General features: G+C 41.2%; 7 protein-coding genes. 6 read left to right on the forward strand and 1 reads right to left on the reverse strand.

Annotated elements, in window-relative coordinates; all coding sequences use genetic code 11:
* Nucleotides 1-277 precede the first annotated feature (277 nt).
* The 6 genes from H0185_RS23585 to H0185_RS23610 all read left to right on the forward strand — a co-directional run bounded on the left by H0185_RS23585 (nucleotide 278) and on the right by H0185_RS23610 (nucleotide 11,958).
* Nucleotides 278-1,480, forward strand: coding sequence for a DUF6382 and FHA domain-containing protein (locus H0185_RS23585; RefSeq protein ID WP_221876027.1), 1,203 nt, complete (start codon nucleotides 278-280; stop codon nucleotides 1,478-1,480).
* A 172-nt stretch (nucleotides 1,481-1,652) separates the two neighbouring features.
* A complete protein-coding gene (locus H0185_RS23590) occupies nucleotides 1,653-2,420 on the forward strand; it encodes a PP2C family protein-serine/threonine phosphatase (protein ID WP_221876029.1) in 768 nt (255 codons plus the stop codon).
* A gap of 15 nt (nucleotides 2,421-2,435) precedes the next feature.
* The gene (locus tag H0185_RS23595) at nucleotides 2,436-4,124 is read left to right on the forward strand and encodes a serine/threonine protein kinase (protein ID WP_221876030.1); all 1,689 of its coding nucleotides are present in this window, start codon (nucleotides 2,436-2,438) and stop codon (nucleotides 4,122-4,124) included.
* 10 nt (nucleotides 4,125-4,134) lie between these two features.
* On the forward strand, nucleotides 4,135-5,223 hold the full coding sequence (locus tag H0185_RS23600; protein WP_221876032.1) for a hypothetical protein: 1,089 nt from the start codon (nucleotides 4,135-4,137) through the stop codon (nucleotides 5,221-5,223).
* A 68-nt stretch (nucleotides 5,224-5,291) separates the two neighbouring features.
* Nucleotides 5,292-11,687 carry an Ig-like domain repeat protein gene (locus H0185_RS23605; protein WP_221876033.1) on the forward strand — a complete coding sequence of 2,132 codons (6,396 nt, stop codon included), beginning with the start codon at nucleotides 5,292-5,294 and terminating at the stop codon, nucleotides 11,685-11,687.
* A 4-nt stretch (nucleotides 11,688-11,691) separates the two neighbouring features.
* Entirely contained in the window at nucleotides 11,692-11,958 is a 267-nt protein-coding gene (locus H0185_RS23610) for a hypothetical protein (protein WP_221876034.1), read from the forward strand.
* Nucleotides 11,959-12,041: 83 nt separating this feature from the next.
* On the opposite strand, the gene H0185_RS23615 is transcribed toward H0185_RS23610, so the two are convergent.
* On the reverse strand, nucleotides 12,042-12,911 hold the full coding sequence (locus H0185_RS23615; RefSeq protein WP_221876035.1) for a LysM peptidoglycan-binding and 3D domain-containing protein: 870 nt from the start codon (nucleotides 12,909-12,911) through the stop codon (nucleotides 12,042-12,044).
* Between the last annotated feature and the right edge of the window lie 567 nt (nucleotides 12,912-13,478).

Genomic DNA, 13,478 nt, shown 5'->3' on the forward strand with positions numbered 1-13,478 from the left:
GCAAGAAAAAGTGCTGTATGAAAGGTTCATAGCGCACCAAAACGGCTGAGAAGCAAGAAAAAGTGCTGTATGAAGGTTTCATAGCGCACCAAAATGGCTGAGAAGCAAGAAAAAGTGCTGTATGAAGGTTTCATAGCGCACCAAAACGGCAGAGAAGCAAGAAAAAGTGCTGCATGAAAGGTTCATAGCGCACCAAATTGGCAAAGAAGCAAGAAAAAGTGCTGTATGAAAGTGCTATACCAAAAAAAGTTAGAATTTTTGTTAGTAGGAGAACGGTATGGGAAGAACAACAATCGAACAAAGCGAAAATCAATATGTTGTGATGAATAAGTTGACCAAGCCTGAAGCGATTAATGAGCGGGAGCTAGATGCAATCGCGAGGGGCTTCATTGATAGTCTCATTCCTGTTCAAACGGAAATAGGTAAAAAGGGGATTGTCATCAAAAGCTCCGTCGAAGGGATGATGTCGTTAAAATCCTATTTTACTAGTCTTGTCAGTAAAAAAATGTTTTTAGGCGTTGTTGACCAACTGGTTGCGATTGTAAAGGAATGCGAAAAGAATCATATGAATGTAAGCAACCTTATGCTAGATGAGGAAGCCATTTTTCTAGACCCGAGGACGAAAAAAATACAGTGCATCTTTTGGCCGATGGTTAACAATCAAAACAGTTATTCTGTTCATGAGTTTTTCAAGGAACTACCGTTTTCTGTTGTGTTTACAAAACACGAAGACCATGAGTATGTCAGCCGATACCTAGGCTATTTTCGCGAGCAAACTCCATTCTCTATTAATAGTTTCGAAAAGCTCGTTTATGAACTGTTGGGGAAAAAGGTGGAGAATAAATCTTATCTTCCCTCGGGATCTACTAGCTTTGGAGAGCGGTCTGTTAGTGCACCGAAAACGACTGGTGCCACTGGTACTTCTGGAAACATCGCCTATAACCCATTACGTCCTGCATCAACTGTTCAACAAACGAAGGTATGTTCAACCTGTGGGCAGGAGTGTGTAGGAGGAAGATTTTGTAGCAACTGTGGGTCAGCATTAACCCCAATGCCTAAGGAGAAGGACGAAAAAGCCCTCAATCAAACAGGAGCGGGCACACAGTCATATAGTGGAACAACTTTATTAGGTGCAGAGGATTATTCTGGTACTACGGTTCTTGGTGGCGATGCTTTTGAGGAGCCAACTTATCCTTATTTAATCAGAGAAAAAACGCAGGAAAAAGTCAGCGTTGATAAACCTTCTTTCCGAATCGGCAAGGAAAGTAAGTTTTGTGATTATTTTATTTCCAATAACAATGCAATCAGCCGCAGTCATGCGGACATTCTCACAAAAGATCATCGTTATTATATTATCGATCATAATTCAACCAATAAAACGTATGTGGATGGCAAGGTTATTCCAGTAGAAATACAGGTAGAAATTTTCTCCGGCTCTAAAATCAAGCTGGCCAATGAAGAGTTTGTATTTTACGTATAGGCTGTGTTCGTAAAGCTTTATTAAGGGCCTATAGCTGGTAGCAAGATAAGAAAGTTGCAGGTATCGTTTCGAGAGGTAACTCTTTTACAGTTCATAAAAAGCTCAACTTCATACTCTAATTTCAAAAGCAACCTAGTGTGAGAAAAGAGCAATAGCAAGGAAGGTACTAATAATGGACGTTTTAGCCACAGCTTATACAGATAAGGGAATTAAAAAGCCAAGTAATCAGGATAGCTTGTGTTTGAAAATCGCGGATACCTCGGTAGGAAAGGTCGTGTTGGCGGTCCTTTGCGACGGCATGGGCGGTCTGTCAAAAGGCGAAGTGGCTAGTGCGAGTGTGGTCAACGCCTTCTCGGCATGGTTTGAAGAGGAACTTCCCTCACAGCTTACCACCAAGGATTATGAAGATATTCAATATCGCTGGAATCGAATTGTCAAAGAACAAAATCAGCGCATTGCGGAATATGGCCGTAAAGAAAACATTCAACTTGGCACGACTTGGACTGCGTTGCTCTTAATTGGTTCAGAATTTCTGTTGATTGGGCATGTAGGAGATTCGAGAGTGTACCGAATTCACCAGCAGCTTGAGGTGATGACAGAAGATCAGACGGTAGTAGGGAGAGAAGTTAAGCGAGGTAGGATGACTTGGGAACAAGCCAAACTCGATCCAAGACGAAATGTTCTCCTTCAATGCATTGGTGCTTCAAAAGTGGTGGAGCCACAATTTCTATACAGTAGACCGGTTCCAGGCGAGGTATTTATGCTGTGTACAGATGGCTTCCGTCATATGATTACAGAAGAAGAAATCAGAAACGCTTTTTCTCCAAGTGTTTTAAATGATGAAGGAACAATGAGGCAAAAAGCGATAGAACTAGTGGAACTGAATAAGCAAAGACAGGAAACCGATAATATATCGGTTTTGCTTATGAAAATTGTGTAAGGATGGGGATTGGGTTTGGCTGCAATAGGATCTGTTGTAGAAGGGAAATATGAAATACTCAAGCTGATTGGGCAAGGTGGAATGTCAAAGGTTTACCTTGCGATGGACAAGCGTCTAAACAAGCAGTGGGCAGTAAAAGAAATCGAAAAAAAGGCTAGAGATAAAAACAATGAAATCATCTTCCAAAGTGCGATTGCGGAAGCGAATATGATAAAAAAACTAGACCACCCGTCCCTGCCGCGTATTGTGGATATTATCGAATATGAAGACTTCATTTACGTCATCATGGACTATATTGAAGGCGAGCCTTTAAGCAAGATTCTTGAAGAATACGGTGCACAGCCACAAGAACTTGTGATTGATTGGGCCAAGCAAATCTGTGAAGTGCTTGATTATTTGCATACCTGTACTCCTCCGATCATTTACCGCGATATGAAGCCAGCTAACGTTATGTTAAAGCCAGATGGCAATTTAAAGCTTATTGATTTCGGGATTGCCAGAGAATACAAAGAGCAAAACCTTGCAGATACAGTGAGTTTGGGGACAAAAGGCTATGCAGCTCCCGAACAGTTTGGTGGAAAAGGGCAAACGGACCCACGCACAGATGTGTATTGCCTCGGTGTAACCCTTTATCACCTGGTGACGGGACAAAACCCTTGTGAACCTCCATATGAGTTGTATCCAATTCGTCATTGGAATCCTCAATTATCAGGAGGATTGGAGCGAATCATTCAGAAATGTACCCAGCTAAATCCGGAAGACCGTTATCAATCGTGTGCAGAGCTTTTATATGCCCTGCACCATTATGAAGAAGTGGATGACCTTTACCGACTCAAGCAAAAAGCCAAATTGCGGAATTTTGGACTTGTAGCTGGAGCCACGGTTTTATCCTTGGGTGTGGGAGTGCTTGGTCAAGTGATGAATATTCAAACCAATAATGATGATTACACCCATCACATTGAGATGGCAGAGAAAGCTGCTAATGATGTGACGAAAACAGACTATTACTTGCAGGCGATTGATATTAAGCCAACTGTCAACGATGCATATCTTGGTTTGATAGCAGTTTTTAAAAGCGATGCTGCGTTCACGGTTGAGGAAGAAGAAAAGTTTAAGAAAAAAATCAATGCTCATTTAATTGATTTTCGTGAAAATCCCGATTATGCCGACCTTGCCTTTGAAGTTGGAAAAGCTTATTGGTATTACTATGATTATGGGAAAACCGGAGATAGTGATAATCAAATAACGAGAATGAAAAGCTCCATTCAATGGTTTGAGGATGCAGTTCGCTACGGCTCGGAGGATCGTGATTATTACGAAATGGCGACCATTTATCGAGATATTGGCAAGTTTAATCAGGAGATTACCCTCCAAATTGAAGAGGCCTCTGATAAAGGGCAGTATCTTCCTTATTGGGAGAATATAAAGGCACTCATTAAGCTAGTAGATGAAAATCCAGATGAAAATGAAATGGTCAAACTGGAACTCTATAAACTTACCATGTTCTCAATTGAAACGTATGCAAGGAAGTTTAAATTAGACGGCGTTGAGGAAAGTGATATTCGTGCTGTGATGGAAGCTGTGAAGCAAAATACCAATAATGTGGACGTGACTGCCGAAAAAACGGAACAGATTAAAACCGATGTCATCAATCGCTTTTTAGTCACACAAAAAGCAGTTGATAATGCATATCGAAAGATTTAGGGGGATTCGTATGGATGCAAGAACATGGCTAACGTTATCCATCATAGGATACTCCCTTGCAGGAGCGCTGTTCATCGTAACCTGTATTCTCTTTTTTAAGATGAGAATTCTTGCAATTATTGGCGATTTATCTGGTCGAACAGCAGCCAAACAGATTCAGGAAATCCGTGAACAGAATGCCATGTCAGGACAAAAGCGACATCAGCCTAGTGCATTTAATCTTGAACGAGGATCCCTAACGGAGCCGGTGAATGCTCGAACAGGGAGACGGGGGTTGACAGGAATGTCGTTAAAACCGAAGTCGCAAAGGCTAGAGGAACGAGGCCAGACAGGAATGGCACTGAATCGGAAGTCGCAAAGACTAGAGGAACGAGGCCAGACAGGAATGGCGCTGAATCGGAAGTCGCAAAGACTAGAGGAACAAGCTTTGACTGGAATGGCGTTAAACCGAGAGTCGCAAAGGCTAGAAGAACGAGTTTTGACAGGAAGGGCACTAAACCCGAAGTCGAAAAAGCTCGAGAATCAAGACCCATCAGCGATGAAGCTGACTCGAAAGCCAAACAGCTTAGAGGAACAAAGTCAGCTAATGGCAGGACAAGAGTACAGGCTATCTGAAACAGAAGTCCTGACCAGCAATGAAACAGAAGTGCTGGGGGGTTGGGGGACAGAGGTACTAGTCGATGAAGGTACAGAGGTTTTAGAGCCAGCCACCGAGGTACTCGTAGAAGAGGAAATCGAGGGTCAAGCTGAAGGCACCGAGGTACTCATTGACGTGGAAGCCGAGGGTCAAGCTGAAGGCACCGAAGTACTCATTGACGTGGAAGCCGAGGGTCAAGCTGAAGGCAACGAGGTACTCATTGACGTGGAAGCCGAGGGTCAAGCTCAAGGCACTGATGTACTTTTTGACGAGGAATTTGATGTACAAAACCAAGGCACCGAAGTACTCATCGACCAGGGTACAGAGGTTTTGACAGACAACTATGGTACAACTGTGCTAAATCCTACAGGAGAATTTGAGAAGGAAAAAATAAACGAGCCAGTCGTTGAATTTACAATGGTGAAAGACATCAAGATCATTCACACGGACGAGGCCATATGAGAAAAAAGGACAAGTCTTTTTCGAACTAGCCTGTTCATTAATTTCGTTTTAAGGGGAGAAAATGAGAAATGCTTACAAAGAGGAAATCGACAGCTACGCGAATGTTGTCAGCGATTCTTGCCATTTTGCTCGTTAGCTATAGCATCCCATTTGGTGCGTTCATTCAAGCTTTTGCACAAAATGAGGTCTTTACCTTGCAAATCGTTGAGGATGGGGTACCTGTAGCAAATCAAAAAGTTACGGTTGAAAATGAAAATAACGCTGTCGAGAAGCCTTTCTACGAGGAAGGAACGACAGATGCAAATGGAAAGGTAGAATTCAATGAACTAACGAAAGCTAGGTTTGCTGAAAACAATGACTTTACCTTTACGATTGGCGAAAAGTCCTTTTTATTAGAGGGATTAAGGGAAGGAACGACGGATTCCTATGTTTACGATATCGCGACAGAAAATCCTCCAATAAAAGTGGACGCAATCCAAACGCCAGCTGAGCCAACAGAACCAGAGGAACCAACGAATCCAGGTGAAGGAACGGCCCCAGAGAACCCTGAAGACCCAGGGTCCACAGACCCGGAGGAACCAGTTGAGCCGGAGGAGCCAGTTGAGCCAACAGAACCAGAAGAACCAGAAGAACCAACAACCCCAGAGGAACCTACTCCACCAGTGCCTGAGAACCATTATGTTTCTGTCCATCAAACAGGAGCAGGGAACGTCATCATTAATGATAAAGAATATAAGCGACCTATAAAGGTGGAAAAGGGAGATGAGGTGACCGTAAAAGTTTCTCCTAAAACGTATTATGAAATAGAGTCGGTCACAATCATTTCAAAGGGGAAAAAAGAGAAAAAAATCGTTTCGGATAAGCAGTTGTTCCAGGATACACTATCAATCTCTAAAGATACCGAAATTCATGTTGTTTTCACCCCAATTATTCATTCTATTTCACTAGTACAAACAGGCTCAGGAAAGGTCAAAATCTCTCCTCCAAATAACAGAGATGAAGTTGAACTTGAGGCTGGAAAAGGTGTTGCGATCGAAGCGGGAACAGAAGTTGAGGTTGAAATTATCCCAGAAGATGGTTTCGAGATTCAGACTGTAGCCATCGAGAATAATGGTGAAAAGAAAGAAAAAGAGATTAAAGAAAACCGTTTCTTTAAAGATAAAATGGTTGTTTCAAATGATACAAAAATTCACGTTGAGTTTAGTGTGAAAGAATATACGATCACCTTTAACAGCTATAAGAACGGTGTGATAAAAGACAATCAGGATCAAATCCTAAATTCTGCGGGTGGAAGCATCGTTGTTCTTCATGATCAAGACTCCTTTTTCACCGTTTTTCCGAACGAGGGCTATCATGTTGAACGGATGGAGATTGAGGATGGAAGAGAAAATAAAGAAACCATCACGGACTTTTCAAGGCTAGAAAAAGTAAAGAACCCAGAAGGAATTAATGGGTTCAAGTATCCATTTAAAAAGGTCAAAGAGGATTATACCGTAACCGTGACCTTTACCCTTAACACCTATGACGTTAAGGCAGCTGTTCCTAGTGGGAATGGGTTGGTCACACTCAATAATGAGGATGGCCATGTGAACGTCCATCATGGAAGTCCCGTGAATGTAAGTATGACACCTTTAGACGGGTACCGTGTGGCATCCTTGAAAGTAAATGATAAGGTAGTTTCTTCTGATATCGAGAATGATCCGACCTTTGAAGAAGATGACTTTGGAAATATTACTTATACCGTGAATCCTATCACAAAGGATACGGAAATCGTCGTAGAGTTTGAGGAAGCGCCGGTATTAGAGGCTTCTTGGGAGACTTATTTGTCTACTGAGATGACACCTGATAGTGGAATCCTAATTGAAGATCCTATCTTAGAAGGAGCAAAGGGCAAGCATGTTCAAGTGTATTCAAAGGATACACATGTAAAAATTAACCCTGTTGACCCATTTAATAAGCTCAATCTGAATGAAAACTATTTTTCTAGGTATTTTATTGGGTGGGAAAAAGGATATTCCCTGAATGAATCTTACTCGATTCATCAATTCCTAGTGAAAACAAATGGATGGAAAAATGTCGTTTCTGTTCACTTAACAGAGCCGCTCATGCTGTTATGGGATAAAAAGAAACCAGAAGTTAGCAATATTCAATTGAATAATGAAACAGTTTCAGCTGAACCTAGTTGGTACAATGGCGCCGTCACCGTCACGCTTGAAGCAAACGACATTTCTGAGCAATATGAGGATGTTACGTATTCAGCAGGAATTGATAAAGTCTATTACACGAAAGGCAGTAAAGACAACGCCACCGCTGAAACCACTTTGGAAGCAACCTACGATGCTGAAAAGAAACAGTATACGTTTGATACCGTAGATGAAAATTACCAAGGAATTTACAGCATTTGGGCAGAGGATAAGGCTGGGAATGAATCAACCGTTCAGACTGTTCAAATCCAGATTGATAAGGATGCGCCAACACTTGATCAAACCAATGGCAATGCGGTTGTCTTTGAGGAAGTTCAGCATAGTTGGGGTGCAAAGCTAGTAAACTTCTTTACGTTTGGAACGTATTTTAACGAAGAAATTAAAGTGACTGTTAAGGCAGTGGATAATGCCTCAGGGATGAAGGACATCCTCTTGATTGCTAGAGACTCAAAAGGAAACGTAAGTGAGAAGATTGTTCCAACCTTAAATCAAGCGGAATCAGACATTGCAAGCGGTGTTGCAGTCTTTCATCTTGATGATGACAAGTTTAAAGGAACCTTTGAAGTTGTTCTGACGGATCATGTGAATAACTACAATAAAGAACCTTACGAAGTAACAAGTGATAATTCAAACATCCTTTCAGATAAAAATCGTGAAGTTATGTTTGATAAACAAGCTCCTGCTGTGGAAATCCTGGTAAATGAAGGCGAAGATCGATATGAGGGCTACTACAATCAGGATGTTTCAATTGATGTGAACGTTGAGGATGGAGAATCTGGTCTTCATAAAGTGTTAGTTGAAATAAATGGTGAGCTTGTTGACGGTGGCTATGATTTATTTAAGGAAGAGAATGCACAAGTTGAACCGTTAACCTATAGCTATAATACGAGTGACTTTATTGAAAAGATAAACGAAGATGGCTCTTACAATCTTTCTGTATTCGTACTTGATAATGCAGGAAATGAGTCTCAGGTAACGAAGAAAATTTTTATCGATAAAAACGCTCCAACACTTGTCAATGATGATGGCAAAGCCATTTCGTTTGAACTGATTCATGATGAGAAATGGGCGAAGGTCGTCAATTATCTAAGCTTTGGAACTTTCTTTAATAAGAAAGTAGAAATGACCGTGAAGGCTGTAGATGATGTTTCTGGTCTTAAGTCGATTGTCTTGAACTCTAGTGATGCTAGTGTTCCACAGATTGAAGCAAAAGACGTAGATCTTGAAAATGGTATTGCCAAGTTTACATTGGATGTTGACCAGTTTAAAGGAACTTTTAATGTAGAAGTTGTCGATATGGTTAATCATAAAGAAGTTTACGAGGTGTCCAAAGACAACTCTGATATTGTTTCAGAAAATCAAGAAGTGATGATTGAGAAAAATGCTCCAAACGCGAAAATTACGGTTGTTCCTGATTCAACTGTTTCTTCAAATGGAGGCAATCAATACAATGGGGATGTGACGTTTGAGGCTGTTGTGGAAGATACAGAATCTGGAATCGGTTCGGATTCCATTTTTATCAACAACCAAGAAATTGCTCATGATTATTCTGAGGAAGCACTAAAGCAGGATCGTCCGATTCTTTATCCAATTGCTACCAATAAGAAATTGGCTAATAAAAATGGTTCCTATATGGTTTCATTAGAAGTTTTTGATAATGCTGGAAATAAGAACACTGCAGAAGAAACCGTCTATATCGACCGAACCAAACCAATCATTACCGATTTTACGTTTGCAACGAAAGAAAAGAATGGCAAGTATAGTGAAGCCGCAGAGGTTGATAAGCTTAATAAAGAGATGGAGCTTACTGAATATGGCTATTATTTTAATAAGCCAACTCGTGTAACGGTCGTTACCGAAGATCCAAAAGTAGATTACGAGTTCACTAGTGGAGTCAAATCGATGACCATCTATTTAAAGGATCATGACAAAGGAACTTATTATGCTGTCAAACAGGATGGCTCTCTTCAAGAAATTGCCGAAACAGCCATTGACAGGATCGTCCCTATTACGACGAATGGGACTGTAACATTCGATGTTCCAAAGGCTTTCAAAGGACAAATATTTGCCAAGGCAACGGACCATGTCAACAACAGTGGTGCATTTGAAACACCTGATGGTACCGTTGTTGAGGATAAAGCTCAGCATTCGAAAGAAACAAATATTGAGTTTGATAAAGCTGAAACATCATATAAAGATAGTAAAGACCTTGAGCTATATAATAAAGACGTAACCGTAGACCTAACGGTGATGGATTCTTATTCAGGTCTTAGCGAAATTGAATGGAGTGTCATTGCTCCTTATGATACCGGTAAAAACCAACAAGGCAAGATTCTAATCAATAATGACCGCACCTATCAAGCAGGTAGTGACACACAAGGATGGAAACAAACGAAGACCGATAAAAACCTTGTGACGGAAATGAAGAAAACCATCCAGGTTCGTCATAACAGTAATGATATTGTGTTAAAAGTAAAAATGACGGACCGTGCTGGAAATACATCAGAAGAGGAAATAAAGTTTAGCATCGACAAAACCGCTCCTACCATTGATGTGACGTATGATAACAATTCATCTGACCCAGAGTTTGATGATTTTTATCAGGAAAATCGGACAGCAACAATTGTCGTGACGGAGCGAAACTTTAGTCCGAAAGATGTTGAATACTTGATCACCAATAAAGATGGAGCAACGCCAAAGTTGCTTGGGTGGACAAGCAAGGTTAATAAGAATGACCCAGATAAGACGACACATACAGCGATTGTTCGTTACACAGCGGATGGCGATTATACTTTTGATATCAAGTATAAAGATGATGCAGCCAATCAAGCGGCAGCATTCAAACAAGATACTTTTACCCTTGATAAAACCAAGCCTGAAATTAGTGTCACCTATAACAACAATGCTGGAGCAAATGGAAACTATTACAACGCAAGTAGAACGGCCACGATTACGATTACCGAGCATAATTTTGAAACAGGTCGTATTCAGGTATCAGGTACTGCAAGCGATGGAGTAGCATTCCCAGGTGTGAGTTCTTGGAGTTCACGAGGCGATGTTCATACCGCAACCATTCAGTATTCAGCCGATGCTTTGTATAGCTTTGATATTGCCTATACAGATAAAGCAGGAAATATTGCTGCTGATTATCAGATGGACGAGTTTTATGTAGACCAAACGGCTCCTGAACTAACCATCACAGGAGTTGAGAATCAATCCGCGAATAACGGCGACGTTGCTCCAGTGATCGCTTATTCTGATAAAAACTTTAATAAAGAGGCTGTTTCAATTAGCTTAACAGGAGCCAATCGTGGGCCGGTAGCGCTGGCTGGTGCCTATGCAAATGCCGAAAATGGCCAGGTTTATACGTTTACCAACTTCGAAAATGAAAAAGAAGTAGATGACCTTTATACATTGTCCGCAACACTTGTTGATTTTGCAGGCAATGAAACAACCAAAACCATTATGTTCTCTGTCAACCGCTTTGGTTCTGTGTATGTGTTCGATGAATCATTGAAAGGCATTGATGGAAAGTATGTTCAACAAGAGCAAGATATTGTTTTAACTGAGACTAACGTAGACAATTTGAAACCGGAGACCATTGGCGTGAAGGTAACCAAAAACGGAACTCCTTCTGACTTGGTTGAAGGAACTGATTATACAGTCACTGAATCTGGCGGTGCCGGGAAGTGGAGTCAGTACAAGTATGTAATCAATAAAGAATTGTTTGCCAACGATGGTCGCTATACTGTAGCGCTTTACTCAGAAGACGCAGCAGGAAATATCAACGAAACGATTGATGAATCGAAGAAAGCGGAAATTTCTTTCGGAATTGATAAGACAGCGCCAGTCATTGTACCGCTTGATATTGAAAGTGGCGAGCAGTACCCAGTTGAAAATAAACAGGTGACAGTGTCCATTAAGGATAATCTTGTCCTTGAAGATGCAACCATCTATTTGAACGGCGGAAAAGTAGAGCATGCAGTAGAAGGCGAGAATTTTACCTTTACAATGCCAGGCTCTAACTCGAAGCAAGAGGTAAAGGTTGTGGCTGTGGATGCAGCTGGAAATGAACTGATTAATGAAGTAGATGATCTTCTCGTATCAACAAACCCAATTGTTCGTTGGTATAACAATACTCCATTATTCGCCGGGAGCATTGGCGGAATTGGTGCACTAGGCCTCTCGATAGCGGCGTATTTCGTATTCCGTAACCAGCGGAAACAAGAAGATGCGGGAAATGAAGCGATAGGAGGATAATCCAATGGTTGAAGAATCCACTCTAATGCTATGGCTCTTAATTGCTTCAGTGGTGTTGAATCTCATCACAATGGTATTCGTCATCATTTTGTTCGGGAGAATGAGGGACTTAAAAAGGTCCCTCCAACAAGAACCTCATGCAAAGGGAGAGGGAGCCGCACCGAAACAAGCGGCCCCCTCTACTCTAGGAGGAATTGTATTTTGCCGTCATTGCGGTACCCAACACGACTCAAGCGAAGAAGTATGTCCAAATTGTAAGACACCGAGGTAAAGGGGGAGTACCCTTATCTTCAAAAGAGAATACATTTAGAAATGAAAAAAGGAATCCAGATTTGGATTCCTTTTTTTGATCTATTAATCAATAATCTCAACTTTTACCTGTTGTCTACCATATTTCACAGCGTCATCATGATCTGGAATGAATACATCGATTTTGTTGCCTTTGATGGCTCCACCAGTATCAGCTGCAGTTGCTGTGCCATATCCTTCTACATGTACTTTTGAACCAAGTGGAATGACAGATGGGTCAACGGAGATGACCTTTGCATCTGGGTTTTCTTTTAGGTTGATTCCAGTACTTGTAATCCCTGAACAGCCTTCGCAACTTGCTGTATAGGCCGTTGCTTCTACGGTAATCACTTTGTTTGCTTCTTCTTTTTCCTCAGGAGCCTTGCTAGCTTGAGCTACTTCTTGTTTTGGTTCTTCAGCAGGTTTAGCCTCTTTTTTAACTGAGACAGCTTGTGAACCCTCTTCCTTTTGTGGCGCAGGAGTTGCAGCCTCAGTTTGAGTGTTCTCGATAGCCTGTCCCTTATTTGTTACGGTTGCTGTGACCTTTGTTCGTTTTGGTTGTTCCTTCGACACAGTCTCTTTTTCTGTATATACTTTTACATTCAAACCAGGATGAATGATATCTGATGTTAGGTTGTTCCAATCCTTTAGATCCTCGACACAAACGTTATTTGCTTGTGCAATATCCCAAAGTGTGTCACCCTTCTTTACCTTAACGGTGATATAAGGAGAAACAGTTAGCACATCCTCCGGAAAGATTAGATCGCTTGAAAGATTATTCCATTTTTTAATTGATTCCACTGATACACCATAATCTTGTGAAAATCCCCAAAGCGTGTCGCCCTTCTTAACAGTAACTTCTTCTGCTTGTACAGTTGTTGCGGCCGCCGTGATGATTGCCGCTGTTGCAACTAATGATACGATTTTTTGTTTCATTCTCTTTGCCTCCCATTGGCTCTTTCATCTTGTGGACTAGCTTAACATAGTAGTCTTACAGAAAAAGAACAGGTAGATATTAATTCATTTACGAATATATCAAGATATTAATATTATTGCAGAATATGATTCTAAGTACCTAGTAGCGTGAAATATAGGGGACGTTCTACTACTCTTTATTCCTATGGGGGGGAAAGAACACGGATTGTCAAAAATGAAAAACAGTCACATTAGACAGCTCAATGTGACCAAATAGGAATGGAGAAGAGAGAAACGGTCACACTGAAGAGCTCAATGTGACCAAATAGGAATGGAGAAGAGGGAAACGGTCACAATGAAGGGCTCAATGTGCCCAAATAGGAAGGGAGAAGAGAGAAACGGTCACAATGAAGAGCTCAATGTGACCATATAGGAATGGAGAAGAGGGAAACGGTCACAATGAAGGGCTCAATGTGACCAAGCAGCAAAGGAATAGAGGGAAACGGTCACAATGAAGGGTTCAATGTGACCAAATAGGAATGGAGAAGAGGGAAACGTATAAATGTCAATGTAATCATGTACATTTTT

Origin of the sequence: Mesobacillus maritimus, from assembly GCF_019749255.1 — a bacterium.
GTDB lineage: Bacteria > Bacillota > Bacilli > Bacillales > Cytobacillaceae > Mesobacillus_B > Mesobacillus_B maritimus_A.

Bases quoted from the DNA above. Each gene is read 5' to 3' on its own strand.
- H0185_RS23585 (WP_221876027.1), top strand. From the start codon at position 278: ATGGGAAGAACAACAATCGAACAAAGCGAAAATCAATATGTTGTGATG.
- H0185_RS23590 (WP_221876029.1), top strand. From the start codon at position 1,653: ATGGACGTTTTAGCCACAGCTTATACAGATAAGGGAATTAAAAAGCCA.
- H0185_RS23600 (WP_221876032.1), top strand. From the start codon at position 4,135: ATGGATGCAAGAACATGGCTAACGTTATCCATCATAGGATACTCCCTT.
- H0185_RS23605 (WP_221876033.1), top strand. From the start codon at position 5,292: ATGCTTACAAAGAGGAAATCGACAGCTACGCGAATGTTGTCAGCGATT.
- H0185_RS23610 (WP_221876034.1), top strand. From the start codon at position 11,692: ATGGTTGAAGAATCCACTCTAATGCTATGGCTCTTAATTGCTTCAGTG.
- H0185_RS23615 (WP_221876035.1), bottom strand. From the start codon at position 12,911: ATGAAACAAAAAATCGTATCATTAGTTGCAACAGCGGCAATCATCACG.